Origin of the sequence: Paenibacillus sp. 3LSP, assembly GCF_032465655.1 — a bacterium.
Taxonomy (GTDB): Bacteria; Bacillota; Bacilli; order Paenibacillales; family Paenibacillaceae; genus Fontibacillus; species Fontibacillus barengoltzii.
This window is the reverse complement of sequence record NZ_JAWDJI010000228.1, coordinates 12,505-36,011: the sequence shown is the minus strand read 5'-3', so window position 1 is coordinate 36,011 and position 23,507 is coordinate 12,505. Positions and strand designations below refer to the sequence as shown.

Annotated in this window: 22 protein-coding genes; 19 read left to right on the top strand and 3 right to left on the bottom strand. The window is 54.5% G+C overall.

Annotated elements, in window-relative coordinates:
* The first annotated feature begins 85 nt into the window (after positions 1-85).
* Entirely contained in the window at positions 86-2,476 is a 2,391-nt protein-coding gene (locus RW092_RS19770; RefSeq protein ID WP_316011054.1) for a glycoside hydrolase family 95 protein, read from the top strand.
* Between the two features lie 143 nt (positions 2,477-2,619).
* Here the strand turns inward: RW092_RS19770 and RW092_RS19765 are convergent, their stop codons facing one another.
* A complete protein-coding gene (locus RW092_RS19765) occupies positions 2,620-3,453 on the bottom strand; it encodes an AraC family transcriptional regulator (protein ID WP_016311362.1) in 834 nt (277 codons plus the stop codon).
* A 128-nt stretch (positions 3,454-3,581) separates the two neighbouring features.
* Between RW092_RS19765 and RW092_RS19760 the strand changes: the two genes are divergently transcribed.
* On the top strand, positions 3,582-5,612 hold the full coding sequence (locus tag RW092_RS19760; protein ID WP_316011053.1) for a beta-galactosidase: 2,031 nt from the start codon (positions 3,582-3,584) through the stop codon (positions 5,610-5,612).
* A 63-nt stretch (positions 5,613-5,675) separates the two neighbouring features.
* Here RW092_RS19760 and RW092_RS19755 read toward each other — a convergent pair whose 3' ends face one another.
* Entirely contained in the window at positions 5,676-6,749 is a 1,074-nt protein-coding gene (locus tag RW092_RS19755) for a M42 family metallopeptidase (RefSeq protein WP_085168807.1), read from the bottom strand.
* Between the two features lie 510 nt (positions 6,750-7,259).
* Between RW092_RS19755 and spoVAC the strand changes: the two genes are divergently transcribed.
* From spoVAC to RW092_RS19675, 16 genes are all read left to right on the top strand, one after another.
* The gene (gene spoVAC / locus RW092_RS19750; RefSeq protein WP_085168809.1) at positions 7,260-7,766 is read left to right on the top strand and encodes a stage V sporulation protein AC; all 507 of its coding nucleotides are present in this window, start codon (positions 7,260-7,262) and stop codon (positions 7,764-7,766) included.
* Positions 7,767-7,769: 3 nt separating this feature from the next.
* The gene (gene spoVAD, locus RW092_RS19745) at positions 7,770-8,792 is read left to right on the top strand and encodes a stage V sporulation protein AD (RefSeq protein ID WP_316011052.1); all 1,023 of its coding nucleotides are present in this window, start codon (positions 7,770-7,772) and stop codon (positions 8,790-8,792) included.
* Entirely contained in the window at positions 8,789-9,139 is a 351-nt protein-coding gene (gene spoVAE, locus RW092_RS19740) for a stage V sporulation protein AE (protein ID WP_316011051.1), read from the top strand. Before spoVAD ends, spoVAE begins: the two co-directional genes overlap by 4 nt.
* Positions 9,140-9,243: 104 nt before the next feature.
* On the top strand, positions 9,244-10,200 hold the full coding sequence (locus tag RW092_RS19735; RefSeq protein ID WP_016311368.1) for an AAA family ATPase: 957 nt from the start codon (positions 9,244-9,246) through the stop codon (positions 10,198-10,200).
* Between the two features lie 3 nt (positions 10,201-10,203).
* Positions 10,204-11,478: a DUF58 domain-containing protein gene (locus RW092_RS19730; RefSeq protein WP_016311369.1), complete on the top strand. Its 1,275-nt coding sequence runs from the start codon at positions 10,204-10,206 to the stop codon at positions 11,476-11,478.
* Positions 11,475-13,739 carry a DUF4129 domain-containing transglutaminase family protein gene (locus RW092_RS19725; protein ID WP_316011050.1) on the top strand — a complete coding sequence of 755 codons (2,265 nt, stop codon included), beginning with the start codon at positions 11,475-11,477 and terminating at the stop codon, positions 13,737-13,739. Before RW092_RS19730 ends, RW092_RS19725 begins: the two co-directional genes overlap by 4 nt.
* Before the next feature lie 138 nt (positions 13,740-13,877).
* A complete protein-coding gene (locus tag RW092_RS19720; RefSeq protein ID WP_028537433.1) occupies positions 13,878-14,405 on the top strand; it encodes a YqeG family HAD IIIA-type phosphatase in 528 nt (175 codons plus the stop codon).
* A complete protein-coding gene (yqeH, locus tag RW092_RS19715) occupies positions 14,402-15,529 on the top strand; it encodes a ribosome biogenesis GTPase YqeH (protein WP_316011049.1) in 1,128 nt (375 codons plus the stop codon). Before RW092_RS19720 ends, yqeH begins: the two co-directional genes overlap by 4 nt.
* Positions 15,530-15,827: 298 nt before the next feature.
* The gene (aroE, locus tag RW092_RS19710; RefSeq protein ID WP_316011048.1) at positions 15,828-16,733 is read left to right on the top strand and encodes a shikimate dehydrogenase; all 906 of its coding nucleotides are present in this window, start codon (positions 15,828-15,830) and stop codon (positions 16,731-16,733) included.
* Between the two features lie 45 nt (positions 16,734-16,778).
* On the top strand, positions 16,779-17,069 hold the full coding sequence (yhbY, locus tag RW092_RS19705; protein ID WP_016311374.1) for a ribosome assembly RNA-binding protein YhbY: 291 nt from the start codon (positions 16,779-16,781) through the stop codon (positions 17,067-17,069).
* Between the two features lie 89 nt (positions 17,070-17,158).
* Entirely contained in the window at positions 17,159-17,752 is a 594-nt protein-coding gene (locus tag RW092_RS19700) for a nicotinate-nucleotide adenylyltransferase (protein ID WP_016311375.1), read from the top strand.
* Positions 17,736-18,323 (top strand): bis(5'-nucleosyl)-tetraphosphatase (symmetrical) YqeK, encoded by a 588-nt coding sequence (gene yqeK, locus RW092_RS19695; RefSeq protein ID WP_028537436.1) that lies wholly within the window; start codon positions 17,736-17,738, stop codon positions 18,321-18,323. Before RW092_RS19700 ends, yqeK begins: the two co-directional genes overlap by 17 nt.
* Positions 18,324-18,671 carry a ribosome silencing factor gene (gene rsfS / locus RW092_RS19690; protein ID WP_016311377.1) on the top strand — a complete coding sequence of 116 codons (348 nt, stop codon included), beginning with the start codon at positions 18,324-18,326 and terminating at the stop codon, positions 18,669-18,671.
* On the top strand, positions 18,668-19,585 hold the full coding sequence (locus RW092_RS19685; RefSeq protein WP_316011047.1) for a CvfB family protein: 918 nt from the start codon (positions 18,668-18,670) through the stop codon (positions 19,583-19,585). The genes rsfS and RW092_RS19685 overlap by 4 nt, the downstream gene beginning before the upstream one ends.
* Before the next feature lie 39 nt (positions 19,586-19,624).
* Complete coding sequence (locus tag RW092_RS19680; RefSeq protein ID WP_028537437.1) at positions 19,625-20,398, top strand: class I SAM-dependent DNA methyltransferase; 774 nt, start codon at positions 19,625-19,627, stop codon at positions 20,396-20,398.
* Between the two features lie 247 nt (positions 20,399-20,645).
* Entirely contained in the window at positions 20,646-21,296 is a 651-nt protein-coding gene (locus tag RW092_RS19675) for an SGNH/GDSL hydrolase family protein (protein ID WP_316011046.1), read from the top strand.
* 53 nt (positions 21,297-21,349) lie between these two features.
* Here RW092_RS19675 and RW092_RS19670 read toward each other — a convergent pair whose 3' ends face one another.
* Positions 21,350-21,679, bottom strand: coding sequence for a helix-turn-helix domain-containing protein (locus RW092_RS19670; RefSeq protein WP_028537439.1), 330 nt, complete (start codon positions 21,677-21,679; stop codon positions 21,350-21,352).
* Between the two features lie 315 nt (positions 21,680-21,994).
* Here RW092_RS19670 and RW092_RS19665 point away from each other — a divergent pair, with 315 nt between their 5' ends.
* Positions 21,995-23,359: a helix-turn-helix domain-containing protein gene (locus RW092_RS19665; RefSeq protein WP_316011045.1), complete on the top strand. Its 1,365-nt coding sequence runs from the start codon at positions 21,995-21,997 to the stop codon at positions 23,357-23,359.
* Positions 23,360-23,507 lie beyond the last annotated feature (148 nt).

Sequence of the window (23,507 nt, the reverse complement as noted above, 5' to 3'; positions counted from 1 at the left end):
ATTGCAAAAAGGCCCGTGTAGTGCGGGCCTTTTTGCGCCAGTATGCCATTATATACATCAGTCAGGCGGTAGGAGGGCGAGGAAAATGAACTATTTGGAGCAAACGGAGTGGAAGCTATGGTACAAGCGCCCTGCTTCCCGCTGGGAGGAAGCTCTCCCCATTGGCAATGGACGAATCGGCGGGATGGTGTTCGGCGGTATTCATCGGGAACGAATTGCCTTGAATGAAGATACGTTGTGGTCGGGCTTTCCCCGGGACCCGCAAAACTACGATGCACTGCGTCATCTCGAACCGGCTAGGGAGCTGATCTTCGCCGGCAAATACAAAGAAGCCGAGAAACTGATAGATGCAAAAATGCTGGGCCGACGCACGGAATCCTACCAGCCGCTGGGGGATTTATGGCTGGAGCAGGGAAATCCGGCGGCTGAGACCAAGGGGGCCGAGGTGCGAGGATTCCGACGGGAGTTGGATCTGGCGACCGGGGTTGCAACGACCGTTTATCGAATCGGTGAGGCGGAGTATCAGCGTGAGGTATTCATTAGTGCGGTAGATCAGGTGATGGTTGTCCGCATAACTGCGCTGGGGAATGAACCGGTACAGATAACCGCTTCGCTGGACTCACCGCTTCGGCATCAAGCCTTCGGCGGGCCGGCCGGAATGGCACGGATCGGCATGAGCGGCCAGGCTCCCAGCCATGTTGCCGATAACTATCGCGGAGACCATCCGCAGTCAGTCTTATACGAGGATGGCCTGGGCCTTACTTTTGTGGCCCAGCTCTTGGTGCTGCCGGAGGGCGGCGGCACAGCCCAGGCGGATGCCTCAGGCCGGCTGACGGTGAGCGGGGCGAAGGCGGTGACGCTGCTGCTGGCAGCCGCCACGGATTACGCCGGCTATGATCAGGCGCCGGGAAGCGGCGGCATCGACCCGGCGGAGCGATGCCAGGCGGCGCTGGATGCGGCCGCAGCGCTTGGCTATGAGCAGCTGCGTCAGCGCCATGAGGCGGATCACCGCCGGCTGTTCGGCCGCGTTGAGCTGCGGCTGGGCCGCGCGGAGGAGGCCGCCGAGCGGGCAGCCCGTCCGACCGACGAGCGGCTTGAGGCTTATCGCCGCGGAGAGTCGGACCTTGGGCTGGAGTCGTTGTATTTTCACTACGGCCGATATTTGCTGATGGCCAGCTCCCGGACGGGGACGGAGGCTGCTCATCTGCAGGGCATCTGGAATCCGCATGTGCAGCCGCCGTGGAACTGCGGGTATACGACCAACATCAATACGCAAATGAATTATTGGCACGCAGAGGTGGCGGGGCTGGCCGATTGCCATGAGCCGTTGTTCGAGCTGATCCGTGATCTTAGCGTAACCGGAGCCCGAACGGCGCGGATTCATTACGGCGCCCGGGGCTGGGTCGCTCATCACAATGTGGATGTATGGCGCCAATCCACGCCATCGGACGGCGAGGCCAGCTGGGCGTTCTGGCCGATGGGCGGCGTGTGGCTGTGCCGCCATTTATGGGAGCATTACGAATTTGGGCTGGACGAGCAGTTTCTGCAGGAAACGGCGTATCCACTGATGAAGGGAGCTGCCGAGTTTTGCCAGGATTGGCTGGTGCCCGGACCGGACGGACGGCTGGTTACAGCCCCGTCGACTTCGCCGGAGAACAAGTTCCTGACACCGGATGGCGGAGAGCCTTGCAGTGTGTCTGCTGGCAGTACGATGGATCTGTTCTTGATCCGTGAACTGTTGGAGCATACGATTCGGGCCGCAGAAATTCTTAAGGTTGACGAGGCGTGGCGACAAGAGCTGGCCGATACGCTCACGCGTATGGCTGAGCCGCAGATCGGCCCGGACGGCCGGCTGCAGGAGTGGAGCGAGCCGTTTGCAGAAGCCGAGCCGGGACATCGGCACGTGTCCCATTTGGTTGGCTTCTACCCGGGCAATGCGATCACGGTGCGGCAGACGCCGGAGCTGGCGGAAGCTGTCCGCCGCACGCTGGAGGAGCGCATCCGGAACGGCGGAGGCCATACCGGCTGGAGCTGCGCCTGGCTGATTAACCTGTACGCCCGGCTGGGCGACGGGGACACCGCTCACCGGTTCGTGAACACGCTGCTGTCGCGTTCCACGTATCCGAACCTGTTCGACGATCATCCGCCGTTCCAGATCGACGGCAACTTCGGCGGAGCAGCCGGCATCGCCGAGATGCTGCTGCAAAGCCATATGGGCGGCATCGACCTGCTGCCGGCCCTGCCTGCGGCCTGGACGAGGGGGCAAGTGAGCGGCCTGCGAGCCCGCGGAGGGTTTACCGTCGACATGACGTGGGAGGAGGGCCGTCTGACGTCGGCCTGCATCACGTCAACGTCCGGCGGCGAGTGCACGCTGCGCGGGCTGCATGGCCTGAGCGTCCGCTTGCCGGACGGCCGCACCGTGCAGGAAGGTGAACGCTTCCAGACGGAGGCGGGGGCGACGTACCTCGTAGGCTAGAAGGAAAAGCCCCGAATTTCTCGCGGGGGGCGCTCGGCGTCAAATGAATGCAAAAGTGCAGTTTTCCACGAAAAAAAGCCCTCCCCTTTTGGGTTAGGCTTTGTTAGACGAATGCGCCGTACCGCCCCGGACTTGAACGCTCCCTAATGCAGCCTGCGGAACTGCTGGGGCGTCATGCCTGTGTGCTTGCGGAACGTGGCGACGAAGTGGCTGGCATCGCGAAATCCCGTTTTGCCGGCAATCGCAGCGACGGTGACGCCGGGTTCGCTGGCCAGATGCTCCTTCGCCTTATGGATGCGCATTTGCGTGAGGTAACTGTACGGGGCGATGCCAAACGATTGCTGGAACAGCTTGCTGAGATGTCGCCCGGACATTCCGGCTACTTCCGCCAACGTATCCAGCCCCACGTTAGGATTGCCGTATTCCCGCTCCATCCAGGCGAGCAACGGTCCCAGCTTCTCCATGATTCGCGGGACAGCGCTGCTGCTTACTTGGCCGAATTGGCTCAGGACAGCGAGGAACCGGTACACCTCGGTTGAGGTCTCCAGGCCAAACGGGTCCTGAATGCTGTCCAGCCGGTTCAGCAAGTGGCCGAGCAACGGGGATATGGGGGCCTCCGGTTCCCAGCGGAACAGGACGGCCTCCCGGATGCCAAACGCAGCCAATATCGATCCGGCAGCCGCTCCGCCAAAGGTGAGGTAATAGGTCTCCCATGTCGAGCTCCGCTTGGCCTGATAAGCGTGAGGCATACCTGGCGGCAACAGCATCCCGCTGCCTGGCTGAAGCAGGAACGTACCGCTGCCGAACGTTAGCTCTCCCTCGCCCTCGGCGGTATGCAGCCAATGGTAATAAGGGTAGCCGTCCGGGCGGACGATTTTTTCCTGATTTGGATTATAGCCGACGCTTTCGAGGAGTAAGGGAAGATCCGGCGTGGCGGCCGGTGAAAAGACAAAACGGGTAAAGGCCCGTGAACTCATCGTACGAAATGCCTCCTAGGTATGATCCATATAATTATATTACAATTCGAAATTATTATATATAAAGCGGGAAATTTCAACCTTACAATGGACTTAGAAGTTATATATCGCAAAAGGATGTGGATATGGTGATCAACGAGAAACTGCCGAAGATTTGGTACGGCGGCGACTACAATCCAGAGCAGTGGGGACCAGACGTCTGGAAAGAGGACGAGCGGATGTTTAATCTGGCTGGGATTGATGTGGCGACGGTCAACGTTTTTTCCTGGGCGCTGATTCAACCGAGCGAGGAAACGTATGACTTTGCACAATTGGACGAAACGATCGACCGCTTGTATAAAAGCGGCGTGTATGTCTGCCTGGCGACCAGCACTGGGGCTCACCCGGCATGGATGGCTTACAAATATCCGGACGTGCTGCGCGTAGACGTGCAGGGACGGAAACGCCGGTTTGGCGGACGTCATAACTCTTGCCCCAATTCGCCGACCTATTGCAAATACGCTGCCCGTCTGGCCGGCAAGCTGGCAGAACGATACAAGGATCATCCGGGGCTGTTAATCTGGCACGTGTCCAATGAATACGGCGGCTACTGCTATTGCGACAACTGTGCAGCGGCCTTCCGCGTCTGGCTGCGGGAACGTTACAAGACGCTGGATGAGCTCAACCGGGTATGGAATACGCGATTCTGGGGCCACACGTTTTATGATTGGGAAGAGATTGTGGTGCCTAACGAACTCAGTGAAGAATGGGGCGGAAACCGTACGAATTTCCAAGGAATTTCGCTGGATTACCGGCGCTTCCAGTCCGATTCGCTGCTGGAGTGCTACAAGCTGGAATACGACGAAATCAAGAAGCATACGCCTAACGTTCCGGTAACCACTAACTTGATGGGCTTTTATCCGGAATTGGATTACTTTAAATGGGCGAAATCTATGGACATTGTTTCTTGGGATAACTACCCGTCCTTGGATACGCCGGTTAGCTTCACGGCCATGGCTCATGACTTGATGCGCGGGTTGAAGAGCGGCGCTCCGTTCATGCTGATGGAACAGACGCCAAGCCAGCAGAACTGGCAGCCGTACAACTCGCTGAAGCGCCCTGGCGTAATGCGGCTTTGGAGCTATCAGGCCGTAGCTCGCGGCGCCGACACGGTCATGTTCTTCCAGCTGCGCCGCTCGATTGGGGCGTGCGAGAAATATCATGGGGCGGTTATTGAGCACGTGGGCCACGAGCATACCCGGGTCTTCCGTGAAGTAGCGGAGCTGGGCCGAGAGCTGGATCAGCTGGGCGATACGCTGTTGGATGCGCGGACGGAAGCCAAGATCGGCATCGTCTATGACTGGGAGAACCGTTGGGCGATCGAGCTTTCCAGCGGCCCATCCGTAGCCTTAAATTACGTCAATGAAGTGCACAAATATTACGATACGTTGTTCCAAATGCATGTAGAGAGCGACATGGTGTCAGTGGAGGAGGATTTCAGCAAATACGAAATCCTGATTGCCCCGGTGATGTATATGGTGAAGCCGGGCTTTGCGAAGAAAGTGGAGGAGTTCGTAGCTGGCGGAGGTACGTTTGTCACCACCTTCTTCAGCGGCATCGTGAACGAGAACGATCTGGTGACGCTTGGCGGGTATCCAGGTGAGCTGCGCTCCGTTCTAGGTATTTGGGCAGAGGAAATCGACGCTCTGTTGCCGGGCCATACGAACCAAATCGTGATGAAAGAAGCTTGGGGTGCGTTGTCCGGACAGTATGAATGCGGCCTCTTGTGCGATTTAATTCACGCCGAAGGCGCGGAAGTGCTGGCGGAATACGGCTCTGATTTCTATCAGGGGATGCCGGTCGTGACGGTCAATTCGTTTGGCAAAGGACGCGCGTATTATGTGGCAAGCAGCCCGGACGCCGCCTTCTTGCAAGGATTCCTGAAGAACCTCTGCGAGGAGAAAGGGATCCAGCCGCTGCTGGATGCGCCAGAAGGCGTTGAAGTAGCACGCCGCGTGAAGGATGGCAAAGCTTTCTTGTTCCTGTTGAACCATAACGAAGGGCCCGCCGAGGTGGAGATTGGGTCCGAAGCTTATAAGGACCTGTTGGCGCAAACGGAAGTGTCGGGGACGGTTCAAGTCCCTGGCCGAGGCGTTGTCATTTTGGAAGGGAAAAAATAAAGACCATAAAAAACCGCAAGGCCGTTTATGTCAGGCCTTGCGGTTTTTGCAAATCGGAGAGGTTCAGCTGTTCTCCAAAATTGTGTTCAGCGTTGTCCGATCCAGTCCGCGCACGAGGCGGATCAACAGCTCCTTCGCTGCAGCGTAATCATCCGTGTGGATGATCGAGGAGGACGTGTGGATGTAGCGGGAGCAAATACCGATCACGCTCGAGGGGACGCCGGTGCCGCTGAGATGCACTTGACCGGCATCCGTGCCGCCCGGCGACACGAAATATTGGTACTTAATCTTGTGTGTATCCGCCGTATCACGGATATATTCGACCAAGCCGCGATGGGTGATCATCGTCGGGTCGAGGATACGCAGCAGGGTGCCTTCACCCAGCCGGCCAAACGCTTTTTTGTCGCCGGTCATATCGTTGGCGGCGCTGGCATCCAAGGCGAAGAAGATGTCTGGCTTGATGAGGTTCGCCGCTGTCCGAGCACCTCTAAGGCCAACTTCTTCTTGCACGTTCGCCCCGGCATAAAGCACATTTGGCAGCTTCTCACCGTGCAGTGCTTCAAGCAGTTCAATCGCTAATCCAACGCCGTAGCGGTTATCCCAGGCTTTCGCCATAATTTTCTTCGGATTGACGAGAGGGGTGAACTTGCAAATCGGCACGATTTGCTGGCCGATCCGCACCCCTGCGGCTTCGGCTTCCTCCCGGCTGTCCGCGCCGATATCCAGATACATCGATTTGAGATCTACCGGCTTGTTGCGCTGCGACTCATCCAGCAGGTGGGTCGGAATCGATCCGACGACGCCGACGATTGGCCCGTTTGGCGTAATGATTTGCAGGCGTTGCGCCAAAACGGCCTGACTCCACCAGCCGCCAAGCGGTTGGAACGACACCATTCCGTTGTCGCTGATTCCGGTGGTCATGAAGCCCACTTCGTCAAAATGACCAGCCACCATGACCCGAGGCCCTTGCTCATCTCCGCGCAAGACCCCGAACAGCCCGCCAAGGTTATCCTGCACGAATTCCTGCGTGTAGGCCGACATTTTCTGTTTGACGAGGGCCCGCAGTTCTCGTTCAAATCCAGGAGCCGCTGGAAACTCCGTCAGTTCTTTAAATAGCTCGCGCGTTTTTTCATTCATTGTTTGCTTCTCCTTTTTCTAAAGATACGGGTTCCAAAGGCCCGATTTACAGCACTTGATATTTTAGAATCACTCGAAGTTGAATCTTCCTCTCCTAGTATGAACTACCTTTTTTCGATTGTCCATGCAGCGATTGTGTTCTGAATTTCCAGCATCGCTGTAACGTTGATGAGCACCCGGCTCCCAAGCAAAGCATATACTGCAGAAGCAGCAGTTCGATGGGCGAATGAGGAGGCTAAGCTGAATGGAACGGTATGCCAAGGATTGGCTGGTGATCTGTCTGCTCTTTATCCTGTTAGTGATCGTCCTTCTATATTTATAATAACAGGATGCAATTCCCTTGCCCCACCTGATGCAAGTCCGCCGGAACTTGATTCCTGCGGGCTTCTTTGTGTTGTCATTGAGCAGTTTGGAGCCGAAATCCATGGATCATTTTCCAAACATAACAAGCCGCCGGATGACAAATAATGAGTATACCGTGCAAGTTAGGAAAATAAGGAGGAATGTCGTTTGCCTGCAAAAGCAAAAAACAAGCCGGGAGCTCGGGTGAAGCTGAACAACCTGCTGCTGACGGAGGAAGAGTATCAGCAGGTTGCCGACCAGCATAAGCCGAAAACCAACGTTTTGCGCAACTGCGTAAGGGCGTTTCTGGTCGGCGGGTTCATCTGCTTTATTGGCCAATGTATCCAGCAGCTGTTTATGACTTTTGCCGACATGTCCGCGCGGGAAGCAGCGAGTCCTACGGTCGCGATCCTGATTTTGATCTCCGTCGTGCTCACCTCGTTTGGCGTATACGACAAAATCGCCCAATGGGCTGGAGCCGGTACGGCTGTCCCGGTGACGGGGTTTGCCAACTCCATGTGCTCCTCGGCCATTGAATCCCGAGCAGAAGGCCTTGTCCTTGGCGTCGGGGCCAATATGTTTAAGCTGGCGGGTTCGGTGATCGTGTTTGGCGTTGTAGCCGCTTTTATTGTAGGCGTGATTCATGTGATCTTCGGCTTGGGAGGAGTGCATTAACCGATGCTGATCGGCGCGCAAACCTGGGAGTTTCGCTCCAAGCCGGCCATTATCGGGGCGGCGACCGTTGTTGGACCGGAAGAAGGGGAAGGGCCGTTGTCCCACACCTTTGACTTTGTTTATGACAATTTGGAGATTGACGAGAAGACGTGGGAACGAGCGGAGCGCAAACTGTTGGAGCACGCTTCTGCCCTCGCCTTGGTCCATGCCGGCATCAACCGCGAGGACCTGTCCTTCTTCATCGGCGGCGATTTGATGAACCAAATTATCACTGCGACGTTTGCAGCCCGGTCGATTGCAGCTCCGTATCTCGGGGTGTTTGGCGCCTGCTCGACCTCAATGGAGAGTCTCGCTTTAGCCGCTTTCCTGGCTGATGCCGGCGGAGCAAAATATGCGATGGCCGGTACGGCCAGCCATAACTGCACCGTGGAGAAGCAATTCCGCTATCCCACCGAGTACGGTTCACAAAAACCGGCCACCGCCCAATATACGATTACCGGCGCGGGCTGTGCGGTGGTATCGAAGGAAGGGAAGGGGCCGCGCATTACCCACGCTACGATTGGCCGGATCCAGGATCTTGGGGTCAAGGATCCGTTTAACATGGGAGCGGCCATGGCGCCGGCTGCCGTGGATACGCTGGTTTCCCACTTCCGTGATACGGGCCGGGGACCCGAGGATTATGATTTGATCGTCACCGGAGACTTAGCTTCGGTCGGACATGCTATCGCCAAGGATCTGCTTGAAAAAGACGGCGTCTTGATGGATAAAACGGAATTTAACGATTGCGGACTGATGATCTATGACCGCAACAAACAAACGTATGTGAATGCCGGAGGCAGCGGCTGCGGCTGTTCCGCTGTCGTTACCTATGGCCACATTTTACGAAAATTAAAAAACCGGGAACTCGGCCGGGTGCTGGTCGTTGCTACGGGTGCTCTCTTGTCTCCGCTGTCCTATCAGCAAGGTGAGAGCATTCCCTGCATCGCGCACGCGGTCGCCCTGGAACAGGAGGCTAATGAATCATGATATTTTTGTGGGCATTTGTTGTTGGCGGATTGATCTGCGTCATCGGTCAACTGATGATGGACGTGCTAAAGCTCACCCCGGCGCACACAATGAGTACGCTGGTCGTTGCCGGCGCAGTGATGGATGCGATCGGCTGGTATGACCCGCTGGTGAAGTTCGCCGGAGCGGGGGCTTCGGTACCGATCACTAGCTTCGGCAACTCGTTGGTACACGGGGCATTAACCGAGCTGCAACGGGACGGCTGGATCGGCGTAATTACCGGGATCTTCGACGTGACAAGTGCCGGGATCTCGGCGGCGATCATTTTCTCCTTCCTTGCGGCACTGGTTGTTCGGCCCAAAGGCTAAATTTTTTGGAAATCGCGTTGCTTTTTACGGGAACAGTGTACTCCCTATCTATCTTCATGTAAAATAGGTAGATATATACAGGTCTTATTTGGGAGGGAAAATGCGTGCCCGTACATGAGCAATCGATTCAAACTTTGAACGCCGTAAAGAACAACCTGGAGTCATGTATTTTAGGAAAGTCTTTTGAAATTAAGCTGCTGCTTTCGGCGCTGCTGGCCGGCGGCCATGTGTTAATCGAGGACGTACCCGGTACAGGCAAGACTCAGCTCGTGAAGGCGCTGGCGAAGTCGATGAGCGGAGATTACCGGCGGATTCAATGCAATCCGGACATATTGCCCAGCGACATAACGGGGGTATCGGTTTTCCATCCTCATGAAGAACGTTTTGTATTCCGGCCGGGGCCGGTTATGACGCATATTTTGCTGGCGGATGAAATCAACCGGGCAACGACGAAGACGCAATCCGCTTTGCTGGAAGTCATGGAGGAGCGAAGCGTCACCGCTGATGGCGTGACCTACCCGCTTCCTCACCCCTTTATGCTCTGCGCTACGCAAAACCCGATTGATTTTGAAGGCACTTATTTGCTGCCGGAAGCCCAGTTGGACCGTTTTATGATGAAAATTGGGATCGGGTATCCCGACGCTGACACGGAGAAAGCGATGCTGCGCTCTCATAGTCAAGGCCAGCCGGCAGAACAGTTGAAATCGGTTACAACGATGGAAGAGATCGCCGAGATTCAACGCGAGGTTCAGCGCGTGCATATCAGCGAACCGCTTGCCGATTACTTGCTGGAGATCGTCCGTCGGACACGGGAGCATGAAGATGTCCTGCTGGGGGCTTCGCCGCGTGCTTCGCTCGCTTTTATGGCTGCAGCCAAGGCTTATGCTTACCTAGAGGAACGGGATTATGTGCTGCCCGATGATATTAAGACGCTGGTGCCATTCGTGCTGGAGCACCGGATTCTGCTGCGTCCCGAGTCCCGTCTGGGGCATCGGAACGTCAGTGAGGTATTGCAGCAAATTCTCCGGCAAGTCCACGTACCGGTCGCCATAGGACGGTAACCGATGCGCGCGCTGGTCGAAGGCTTTAAAGCGGGCCTCACCTCCCGAAAATTCTGGAGAGTGGCGTCCGTTTGGCTGATCTGCCTGTTGTATGTCTTGTTTCAAGGCGGGAAAACCTCACTGATGCTATTTATGATGGTTTCGGTACTCTGCTTCTACTGGGCGATTGGAGGGTTTGGCGGCGTCAAACGCATTACAGGCTCACGGACGCTCTCGCTCTCTGGAGAGCGGGGCGGGTTGCTTCAAGCCGGGGATCAGGTGGTGGTGAAGCTGCAGCTGCAGCTTCCCGCATTCCTTCCCCTGCCTTACATCGTCGTCAAGGAAACGCTGCGTCGTCATAACGGAGACAGCTGGATGTTTGAGGATAGCATCGTGCCCTACTTCAGCTCCCGATCCGAGTTGGTGTATAAAACGCCGCCGCTCGAGCGTGGAAAATATGCATTTGCCGGTACGAATTGCAGTGCTGAGGATATTTTTGGCCTCATGGAGCATACCAGCGTCTTTCAGACCGGCGGGGAGTTTCGCATCCTTCCCCGGACGGTGTTTATTCCCTACTGGGAGCTGTACAGCCGCAATTCGCGTCTAGCGGGTCCGGAGACGGCGGTTGCGCTGTCACGCCGGGAATCCACTCAAATCAACGGGGTGCGCGACTATGTATATGGAGATCGGATTTCGCGGATTCACTGGAGCGCCACTGCGAAGACAGGAACCTGGAAGTCCAAGGAGTTCGAGCATGAATCGCTGCCTAAGATGGTGCTGGTGCTAGACGCCCATACCAGCGGATATTACCGTGCTTCGCAGTTCGAATTGGCCGTATCAACGGCTGCATCGCTGTTGGAATTTGGGGCCAGAGAGCGGATTAGCATGGGGTTGTGCACTCTGGGCAAGTCCCTTCGTTACTTCCCGCCGGCGGAAAGTTATCTGGAGCGACAGCAGATGCTGCACCATCTCGTAGATATCGATGCAGACGGGTTCGGCAACTATAAGGATCGCTTAGAAGCGAAGCCGGATTTATTTCAGCCGGGCGCATTCTTTATCCTCATAAGTCCGCTGGCAGACGATAAAGTGTTGGCTATGCTTAGGTTAGCCAAATCCCGTCAGATGATCCCGTATCATATCCAAATCGGGGAAGAGGCTGTGGCCGCAGGTGCGTCTAACAGCTATCAAACCGTGAAACGTTCCGCATGGCAGGCAACCCTGCAGGAGCGGGGACTTCGCGGGATATATGTCACCTCTCTGCACGAGCTTCCTGCAGCGATGGGGGGTGCAAAGCAGTGAAACTATTGGCCAATTCTCAGCTTCCGAAGTCTTATCAGAACTTAACCCTGCTGTGGATCGTGATCATTGCGATGCAATGGATTGATTTTACGGAACCGCTGTGGTTCTCGGTCACGACCACTTTGGTGACGGTCACGATCATCTTGATGGCTCTGATTGAATGGCTGCTTCCGGTACAGGCAGCGTGGAAATGGATGATTAAGATCATCGCGCTGCTGCTCATTTGGAGGTTCATCCTCACCACTTACGGGGTTTATGTTCCGTTTGGCCCGTTATTTCCCGATCAGATTCGCGGTATGGCGTTAACCTTTACGCCGTATATCTGGTTTTCCTTAGTCGCTTGGGTGCTGCTTGAAGCGGCGCTGCGGCTGGTTGTTACTCGACTGAGAATTTTGGTGTTTCTGGCTGCCCATCTGGTTGCGTTTACGATTTTGGACTCTTTTACACGTTATTATTTATGGCAAAACGTAGCCTGGATTGTGTTCGCCGGTCTCGGATGGCTGGTTAGCGCCAATTTCTACGAGTATCGCCGGAAATATCCGCAGGGCTGGCAACGATTGCGGCAAAGCCCATTCAAGATCGCGGTGAACGTCTTTATCGTCTTTGCCTGCGTGCTTTTGATCGGGATTAGCATGCCGTCGGTGTCACCTACGCTGACCGATCCGTATACGGCTTGGATCAAGCGGAGCGGAGGGGGCGGAGGCGGTCCTTCCACCTTGACCAGCGCGTTAGGGAATAGCCCATCCGCTGTTCAAGAAGAGATCGTCTCCGGCTACAGCCGCGATGACAAAACGCTAGGCGACGGGTTCGAATTCAGTTACAGCCCGGTCATGTCCATTGAAACCCCGGTGAGATCCTATTGGCGCGGTGAGACCCGGCGCATCTACTCCGGGAAGGGATGGGCTGACCTGGAGCAGGAAGGCCGGGATACGGAACGCTATCGCGGCGGACCGGACGCCGAGCCGCTCGAGCATGAGCAGCCTGGCAAGGTGGAAACGATGCGGGTCGAACAGATCGTGACAATGAATACCGACAAGGAGTACCCGGTGTTGTTTGGCGGTTACGCTATCGAAAGCGTGGAATTACTGGACGAACGCCAGCAGGCAGATATGCGCTGGTCTGCCAAACAGGCGGAACTATTCTGGAACGGCTATCGTGATCCCGGGGATTTGCCGAATTACCCGAGGAAATATAAAGTGGTCGCCAATATCCCTCTGATCCCGCTTAAGGAGCTGGAGCAGGCCAGTTACGATACCTTGTATCCAGAAGGGGCGCCGGAGGAATATTTGCAGATTCCCAACAATCTGCCGCAGCGGGTCAAAGATCTGGCTGCGGAAATTACCGCAGAAGGCGAGACGCCCTACGCGAAAATGGATTTGCTGCAACAGTACCTTCGGCAAAATTACGAATATACAAACAAGCCGGATTTGACTCGCAGACGCAGCGATGATTTCGTTGACAGCTTTCTGTTTGAAATTCAGCAGGGGTACTGCGACTACTATTCCACAGCGATGGTTGTGATGGCCCGCTCGCTGGGTATCCCCGCACGTTGGGTTAAAGGGTACGCTCCCGGCAGTCAGCCAAGCGACGAGATGATGATGCGCAATCCGGAGCTGGGGCGGGCTTATAATGTAAGCAATGCGGATGCCCACTCTTGGGCGGAGCTCTACTTCGGCGATTACGGCTGGATTCCGTTTGAGGCGACGCCGGGCTTTGTTTCCCCAATTATGGAGGCACCGGAAGAGAGCGAAGATACGCTTACGGTTGATACGAACACCGATACGGAAGTTGCGGCTACCGAAGAGAGCTTCTTCTCGAAGCTGGATCCGGTGGTGATGCAGCGGATTTTTGTTTCGGCCGTCAGCGTCTTGTTGCTCTGGACCCTGTACCAACTGCGCTCAGAACTGTATTTCCTCTGGCTCCGGTTGCGGCTGGGCCGTCCGCTGACGCCAGAGGAAAAGACGGTATACGAAACGCTGCGACTCGTAAGACGGATGCAGCGGAGAGGCTTTACCCGCGGTGACCAGGAGACGCTGCGCGAAGCATTTGAGCGCTGGAAGCTTGAACGTCCGCAGCTGGCGGAAGTGCTGGACCCGCTGCTTCTCTTATACGAGCAGGCGATGTACAGCTCGAGTCCAAGCCCGGCTACTGCGAATTGGCGCGCCGCGCGGGAGCTGTCCCGAAAGGCAACCCGATTGGTTGGCGGGCACGGTTGGAAGCAGGCTTGGCCGCTCGGTCCTAAACGAACCTTAGGCCAATAATCCAATCGTAGAGCGATTGATCTCTGATTAACGTCAACGCCCCCGTGCTTGCGCGGGAGGCGTTTTCTTTTTTAAAATAGAAGCATGTCGGGGGAATAATATGGTATAGTTTGTCGTATGAAACCGAGGTGAACGTATTTGTTTGAGAAGTTTATACCGAATATGCGCGTGGACAGCGTATTCGATATCGATCTGGAAGGACTCTATGCCCAAGGCTACCGCGGCATCATCACCGACCTCGACAATACTCTGGTCGGAGCCAAAGCGCCGCTGGCCACTCCCGAACTGATCGAATGGTTTGAGAAAGTGAAGAAATGCGGGTTTAAACTCGTGATTGTGTCAAACAATAATTTGGATCGGGTGTCGGTATTCGCCAACCCCTTAAATATTGAGTTTGTACACGCAGCCAGAAAACCGTCCGGCGCAGCTTTTCACCGAGCGATGGAAATGATGGGGCTTGGTCCGAAGGAGACGATCGTGGTAGGCGACCAAATGATGACCGACGTCTTTGGCGGGAACCGGCAAGGGTTGTTTACCGTGCTCGTACTCCCGATCGCCGTCCAGGATGAAGGGTTCGGTACGAAAATTAATCGCATGTTGGAACGCATCGTGAAGCGGCGGCTGGGCAAGGTTGGATTATGGCTCGAGGAGGACAAGAGGAGATGACGGAAGTACGGAGCGCAGAAGGCGCTCTTCGTTGCAGCGGGTGCGGCGCTGTGCTGCAAACGCAGGATTCAAGTAAACCGGGGTACGTCCCGGAGCAAGCTTTATCGAAAGAACCGGTGATTTGCCAACGCTGTTTCCGGATCAAGAACTATAACGAATCTTCATCGGTGACGGTGGAGCAGGACGAGTTCCTGCGGCTGTTGTCGCAGATCGGAAGCAAGGAAGCGCTGGTGATCCATATCGTGGATCTGTTTGATTTTCACGGCAGTGTGATTACCGGATTGCAGCGGTTTGTGGGGAACAATCCTGTGCTGCTGGCGGTAAACAAAATCGATCTGCTGCCGAAAGTAACGAATTGGAACAAAGTTCGCAACTGGGTGCAGAAGGAAGCCAAGGACTTGGGGCTGAAAGTCGAAGATATCGTGCTGTGCAGCGCGAAGCAGAACAGCGGGTTCGACCGGCTGCTAGATGCAGTGGCGGCACGCCGCGGCGATCGGGACGTCTATGTCGTTGGCGCAACGAATGTGGGCAAATCAACGCTGATCAATCGGTTGATTCGGGACTACAGCGATCTGGATCAGGAGTTGACCGTTTCGCGTTATCCAGGCACGACGCTGGATATGGTGCACATTCCGTTGGATGATGGCCGGGCGATTATCGATACCCCGGGGATTGTGTATCCGTCTCGCTACAGCGAGTTGGTGGCTCCATCTGATTTAGGGGTGATCATGCCGGACAAGCCGTTGAAGCCGGCGGTGTACCAGCTGAATGAGGGACAGACACTCTTTTTTGGCGGCTTTGGCCGGTTTGATTTCATTCAAGGGGAGCGTCAATCGTTCACTTGTTTCGTCAGCGGCCGGGTACCCATTCACCGCACGAAGCTGGCGCGGGCAGACGAGCTGTTCACAGAGCATGCCGGGGAGTTGTTGTCACCGCCGAGCAAGGAGCATATTGAAGCGCTGCCGGAATGGACGCGCCATGAATTCCGGATTTCGAAGGGCAGCCGGAGCGATGTCTTTATTTCCGGCCTAGGCTGGATCAAAATCAATAACGATGCTGGTGCGGTCGTCGCGATGCATGTGCCGAAAGGCGTGAAGGTGCTCGTTCGGCCGTCGTTGATTTAGGGTTGCATGGTAGAGCGGACGCTGGCATTGCGGGCAGGCAGGGCTAGCTTTTTGCTTTGCACCACAGATAAGGGTAATAAATGGCGCTATTTCATGGAAAACGTAAGGATGGAGCAAAATAGCGGACATTATGGGTGTTATTTTTGATGCATGGCCTGAAGTCGGGGCGATTGTGGTGATTTCAGGTGGAATAAAGCCATAATTTACCGCTATTTTTGAGTCAAATCGGACTTAAGAGGACATAAGGCCCATTTGGACCGTTATGATTCGAAAAGTTTGGTGAGCAGGAGGAGAACCGATGGGAGATCGAGAGCAGGCGAATCACGAAAAACGGGGAGAGGCACAGGCAAGTGAGTACGAAAGCGCGAAGCAACCGTTGCTGCTCGGCGTTATCGGCGATCCGATCCAGCATTCCAAATCGCCGGTGATGCATACCGCCGCCTTGCAAGCCTGCGGGCTTACAGGGGCTTACCTTCCGTTTCATGTCAAAGGGAATCGGTTAGAGGAAGCCATCCGGGGCATTCGCGCATTGGGGTTCCGAGGCATCAATGTCACGGTTCCGCATAAGGTGGAAGTGATGAACTACTTGGACCACATCGACGAAGGCGCGCGGCTGATCGGGGCGGTAAACACGATCGTCAATGATGGCGGCGTACTTACCGGTTACAATACTGACGGCATCGGGTATATCCGCTCGCTGAAGGAGGAGGCCGCTCCTGAGCTAAAGGGCAAGCGTGTGCTGGTGTTGGGCTGCGGCGGTGCCGCCCGAGGCATTGTGTACGCGCTGCTTCAGGAGGCGCCGGGGCGAGTGACGATCGCCAACCGCACGGCGGCGAAAGCACAGGAACTGGCCGCAGAATGGTCCCAGCTTGGCAACTTAACCGGCTGCAGCATGGAGGAACTGGCTGAGGTGCTGCCGGAAGTGGACCTGATCATTAACACCACCTCCGTTGGCATGCATCCGCACGTGAGCGATTGTCCGTTGGATATGCGACTCATCCCGGAAGGGATCGTGGTCAGCGATCTCATCTACAATCCGCTAAAGACCGAGCTGCTGGTGCAAGCTGAGGCGAAAGGCTGCACGATTCACAGCGGGCTGGGGATGTTCATTTACCAGGGGGCTTACGCATTTGAGCATTGGACTGGCTTGACAGCGCCGGTGGATGCGATGCGGGCAGCGGTCTTGGAGAGCATGAATCAATAACGCAAGTTATCGCATAATTGAATGTTAAGGGGTCTTGAATACGACATGTTAACCGGAAAGCAAAAACGTTATTTGCGCAGTTTAGCGCACGGACTGCAGCCGATTTTTCAAGTGGGCAAAGGCGGCACCAACGAGCATATGATTAAACAAATCTCGGAAGCACTGGAACGCCGGGAACTCATCAAAATCTCCGTGCTCAACAATAACTTGGACGATCCGCAGGAAATCGCGGAGGAGCTGGCGGCAGGCGCCGGAGCTGAGCTGGTGCAGCTGATCGGCCGGACGATTGTTTTATATAAGGAGTCTCGGGAGTATAAGCAAATCGAGCTGCCTTAAGTCTAAGATGAGGCTGAAGCAGATTGTGCACATGAGAAAACTAACCTTTAGAAAAGGCTTCATGTAAAGGTTGTTGGAGGCAACGGATAATGAAGAAAGTCGGAATTATGGGCGGGGCGTTTGACCCGATTCACCTCGGCCATCTATTGGCGGCGGAGGCGGCCAGAGAACAATACCATCTGGAAGAGGTCTGGTTTATGCCCTCCCATATCCCTCCGCATAAGCATCAGGCCGGCGTGAGCGGCCAGCAGCGGCTGGAGATGGTCGAGGCGGCGATAGGCAGCAATCCTGCCTTTAAGCCGCTGGATATCGAGCTGCGCCGCGGCGGTGTGTCCTACACGGTAGATACGATCCGGGAGTTGCGCGCATTGCACCCCGATCTGGAGTTTTATTTTATTATCGGGGCCGATATGGTGAATTACCTTCCGAAGTGGGAAGGGATTGAGGATTTGGCCGGGATGATTTCGTTTATCGGGCTGCAGCGCCCCGGAAGCTTCCTGGAGCTGGACGCGCTGCCTCCGTTTATTCAGGAGGCGGTACAGCTCGCGGAGATGCCGCTTGTTGATATTTCTTCAAGCCTGATTCGCAGCCGATTATCTGCCGGACGTTCGGTCAGATATATGGTTCCGGATGCCGTGTATGAATATATGACAAGGAGCGGATTGTATGGGTTACAGCCGTGAAGAACTGATCGCCTCCGTCTCGGCAGGGATGCCCGCCAAGCGCTGGAAGCATGTTGAGGGCGTGATGGAGAGTGCAGTCATCCTGGCGAAGAGGTACGGAGCAGACCCGGTCAAGGCGGATTTAGCCGCGCTGCTGCATGACTTGGCCAAGTTTTGGCCAATCGAGGAGCAGGAAGCGATCATCCGCGACAACGGCCTAAATGCCGAGCTGCTAAACCACGACAAACAGCTGCTGCATGCCGAGGTTGGGGCGTTCATCTCCCGGCGGGATTACGGGATCGAGGATGAAGAGGTGCTGAACGCGATTCGTTATCACACCTCCGGCCGAGTTGGCATGACGCTGCTGGACAAAATCGTCTGTCTGGCAGATTACATCGAACCGGGGCGCGAATTCCCGGGTGTGGAGCGGATTCGCGAGCTGGCGGAAACGAGTTTGGATGATGCGCTGATCGCAGGGTTTGACTCAACGATATCTTTTTTGCTGGAGAAGGGGAAGCCGATCTTTCCTTTGACGGTATTGGCACGTAATGATTTGATCGTAAACCGAAGAAAAACTAAGGAGGCTGAATGAATGGCGATTAGTTCCAATGAATTGATGAACTTGGCAGTGCAAGCTGCAGACGATAAAAAAGCAATGAACATCGTGGCGCTCGATTTGAAAGGGATTTCCTTAATCGCGGACTATTTTGTGATTTGTCACGGGAACTCGGATACGCAGGTGCAGGCGATTGCCACTGAGATTCGCAAAAGAGCGCATGAGGTGGGGGCCCAAATTCGCGGCATTGAAGGCCTGGATTCTGCTCGCTGGGTACTGATGGATCTGGGCGATGTTGTTGTGCACGTGTTCCATCGCGATGAGCGTGAGTATTACAACATTGAGCGGCTTTGGTCGGATGCCAAGGTCGTGGAGACGGTATGAGTCTGGTTGCGGGAACCGTCGTCTCTTTACCGATCGATCGCGAGGTATCGCCGTACGGGTATTTCCTAAGCGCAGGCGGGCAAGATGTACTGCTCCATTACTCCGAGCTGACCCGCCAGGTGAAGCCGGGGGAAACGGTTGAGGTGTTTCTGTTCTACGATACGGAGGACCGCTTGGCGGCCACGATGAAGAAGCCGTATCTCACGCTCGGCGAGCTGGCACTGCTAGAGGTGGCTGATGTGCATCCACGGCTCGGCTGCTTCCTGGAGATGGGGCTGGGCCGTCAACTGCTGTTGCCGATCCGTGAGCTGCCTGAGATGAAGGAGCTGCATCCGCAGGTAGGCGACCACGTGTACGTCATCATGGAGCACGACAAACAAGGTCGGCTCAAAGCGAAGCTGGCTGGTGAGCAGGATCTGGCTCCCCATGCTTTCCATGCGCCATCCTCGTGGAAAAACCAATGGCTTGATGCCATCGTCTACAAACCGCTGCAGATGGGGACGTTTGTCGTTGTCCAAGGCGGCGTGCTGGGATTCGGAGCAATTGGCATGATCCACGCCTCGGAACGCACCCGCTTGCTGCGTCTGGGCGAACGCGTGCAGGTACGGGTGGCCCATATCCGTGAGGACGGCCGCGTGAACCTGTCGATGGCGCCGCGCAAGGAAATCGGCATGGGCCAGGATGCGGAGCGCATTCTCGCCTATCTGGAGAGTCGACCGGGCGGAAGTATGCCGTATTCCGACGCAACGCCCCCAGATCTGATCAAGCAGCGGTTTGCGATCAGCAAGTCTGCGTTCAAGCGGGCGCTCGGCAAGCTGATGAAGGAAGGCAAGGTAGTCCAGAAAGAGAACTGGACGTATTTGGTGCAGTCCCCAGCTGCCGGTGCGAATGATCGCGGGCAGCCGGAAGCTTAAGAAAGCAGCAGCAACTAGATAGAAGGCGGTGACGAGCCCATGGCATCATATCGGAAATTTGCTTACGTGTACGACGAATTGATGGAGGACATGCCTTACCCGGACTGGATCCGGTTCGCCCGTACAGCTTGGGATCGGTACGGTATGCCAAAGACGGTTGTGGATCTCGGCTGCGGGACCGGCAGCATTACGATTCCGCTGGTGAATGCCGGGTTCGAGGTGATCGGCATCGATTTGTCTGCTGACATGCTGGCGGTAGCCCGCCGTAAAATGGAAACCACGCCCCAAGGCGCTCGGTTGTTCCGCGAGGGCAGCGTGCGCTGGGTGCAACAGGATATGACGGAGTGGTCCGTGCCGGAGCCGGTCGACGCCGTCATTTCTTTTTGCGATTGCTTGAACTACTTATTGGAAGAGGAAGACATCATTCGGACCTTCCGCCGTACATACGAAGGGTTGAAGCCGGGAGGGACATTCCTGTTTGATGTGCATCATCCCAACACGTTGATCCGGTATGAGGAGGAGCAGCCGTTTGTTTGGGATGAGCCGAGTGTGTCGTATATCTGGACTTGTGAGCGAGATGCGTATCGGAACGAAATTGAGCATCATTTGACGATTTTCGCCCGGGAAGAGGAGCAGGGGCCGGGACTGTACCGTCGGTTCGAAGAAACGCATATCCAACGGGCGTACGACCCGGCATGGATGAAGAGCGAGCTGCTGCGCTGCGGCTTCCGCGAGGTCCACATCTATGCCGATTTTGAGTGGGTCGAGGCGGTAGAAGATGCGGCTAGGCTCTTTTTTGTGGCGGTGAAGTAGACGCTCAGCTGCGGCTGCCCATCGTTGTCCTAAGTCCAATACTTGCAAAAGTGTAGGAATTATACGCCCCATTCGCGGTTTTGGCATTTTTCGTCTAAAATAATTGCAGTTTTGCAGGGATTTATCAAAAATCGGCTAAAGTTCGAGAAGAAAACTGTATTTTTGCACTAATTTCTTCATGGAGGCCCGTTATCTCTCAAAGCTATAATGAGAAACGGAAATCATCGAAGGGAAGAGGGGGAATCGCATGAAAAAGCAGTTGACCTTGTTGTTCCAGGGGGATTCCATTACAGACGGAAATCGGGATCGCGGTACGGATTTGAACCATATTCTGGGTCACAGTTATGCCTATATTATCGCGGCGAAGCTAGGTCATGAATATGCCCATTTGCAACCGAACTTCATAAACCGGGGCGTGAGTGGGGATCGGGTGTCCGATGTTTACGCAAGATGGAACGAGGATGCGATCAGTCTGAAGCCGGACGTCATTAGCCTGTTGATCGGCGTGAATGATGCCTGGAGGCAAATGAACGGCGAACCTAGCGGGGCGACGGATCGGTTTGAGCGGGTGTATCGTCACTTGCTGGAGGAGACGAAGGAAGTAATGCCGAACACCAAACTGGTGTTATGTGAGCCGTTTATTTTGAATACCGGAGCTACCGCGGAAAAATGGACCGAGTGGAAGCACCTGATAGGCAGGTACCAGGATATCGTGCGCCAATTGGCTGAGGAGTTTGGTGCGGTGCATGTTCCGTTGCAGGACGCGTTTGATGCGGCGACGGAACAAGCTGAGGCTGCTTACTGGATCTGGGACGGCGTCCATCCAACGGCTGCGGGCCACGATCTCATCGCCAAACGATGGTTGGAAGTCGCAGAACGAAGCAGATTGTGGGAATAATCTAAACCAAAAAATAAAGGGTTTAAAGCGGATTGATTCCGTTTTAAACCCTTTTATTTTTGACGAAACATTTCCTTCAGCACACGGTACGCGCGCGCTTGCTCCTCGGCTGGCTGCTCCTGCAACAATTGCACGATCTGCCAAATCCAAGTTTGGTCTTGGAGCTCGTCGTACCCTGGATTGCGAAATAGAGCATATACGCTGATCTGCAGGGCATCGGCAATTTTATGCAGCGTTTCGAGCTGCACGTTCTGCTCCCCGCGTTCCAACCGTCCGATATAGGAGCCGTACGTTTCCGTCGATTCGGCCAGCTGTTCCTGGGTCAGCCCTTTGAGCTTGCGATAGTATCTGACATTTTTTCCGACCTGCTTTGCTACATCCATAGAGGCCACCTCTCGTATTAAGTTTAGTCCAAGCGGAGGGGCGAACTGCAGAGCATCTTAAGTTCAAATTTTCATCAAAAAGAATTTATAAGTTCTTTACTGCATATTATTGACAAATTTCGAGGGGAATATTAGATTGAAGATAGAAATCTGAACCATTCCTTTGTGATGGTTGATTTTATCTCATTTCGAGTGGTGAGGAGTGGTCTTGTTGAACGGATCGGGGTTGCAGATATTTCCATTTTATTCGAATTAGACATAATCCCCTAAAATCATGGATGAATAGTTTTTTTTGCAAATTAGAGGGGGATTCCATTGAAATCGCGTGCCACTATTGTTGCTGCCATAGAAGAATATATGGTGCGACAGAATCTAAATCTCACTCAATTGGCCAAGCAGTTTGAACTAAACCCGGGGACGTTAAGCTCCATATTGAACGGAAACCGTCCGCTGGCGGTAGATCAATTAGAACGGATTACTATGGTGCTGGGATATCCGAGAGGCTATTTCTATAAAACTTACATCAGCGAGTATCTGCATGAAAAGGACCCGGATTGGCGCAGAGTCAAACCATTAATCCATAACTGTGCGGAGTTAGGCCAGCTGGATCGCATTCGGGAAATCGTCGGATTATTGTTGGACAACCCGCTTTACGCTCAGCTTTTATTTGATTTAGCTGAAGAGCTGTACGAGAAGGGCCAATATGAAGCCGCTGGAATCTTATACGAAAATGTAGCGATGACTGAGCGGAAACAGCACTCCGAGCGGTTAGCGCTTTGTCAATACCGCCTCTTCCTGATCGGTCAAGGGACGAATCAGGATCAAAACTACCAGGCGGCGATCCAATTCGAGCCGTATGTCGAGCGTCTGGATGAAGCCAGTCAACTCGATGCGTTAAGGGATCTGGCGAATACCTATCGTGCCCTAAACCGCTGGGATCGGGTAGAGAGCATTGTGCAACGATTGGAGCAAAAGGCCAAAGTGTATTATTTCTCGGAGCATAAGCGTAGAATCTTGCATCGGAAGACGACGCGACCTTTATTTTACTATTTGGCGTATTCCTATTTGCTGCTTGGAAATGTACATAACGTACGTGGGGAATATGACCAAGCATTGTTGGATATCCAACACTACCGAGATCTCAGTTGGGTGCAGGAGAATGATGCAGAGACGTTGCGTTGGAAGAAGTTATTTAGTGAGTGGGCCTATGCCAACACGCTTCTTGCCCGGCTTTCTTCCGGGGATATTACGGTACTCGATGAGTATGTCACCTACTGCCACAGCAGAGAAGAAGACAAGATTCTCATGATCTTCAATCTGGTGAGGAACGCCAACCAATATGACTTCTCGATTGATCATATCCTTGAACAGTTTCAAGAAGATTTAGCGGCTTTAGATCATCCGCCCTTGAATACGGGAATGTATAGCCCGCAGCTTATTCTGGATCGGATATCTCAACTTTATCTCGAGTTAGCCGACTATCATCTCTGCCGAGGTAAGTACCCGGAGGGGTTTAGCTGCTTAATCAAAAGTTTGGAACAGTTTAATCAATTAAACAATTCGCATCGCGCCGTGATGGTCCGATATGTAGAGTTATTCGAGCGGTACCGAAGCTTTGCATCGCCCCAAGTTATCGATACATATGAGGATTTAATCAGCAAGCTAAAGAAGAGCATATAAATCATATGGATGAAGTCCAAGACAGAAGAGGCCATGTTTGATCCACGGTCTCTTTTTTGTTATCTAGAATTTTTTATGCAATGTTCTCTATTTTGTTAACGTTTTGCAGTAAATTCATTGGTTAAATGGAGAATTGTAAAAATTAAAT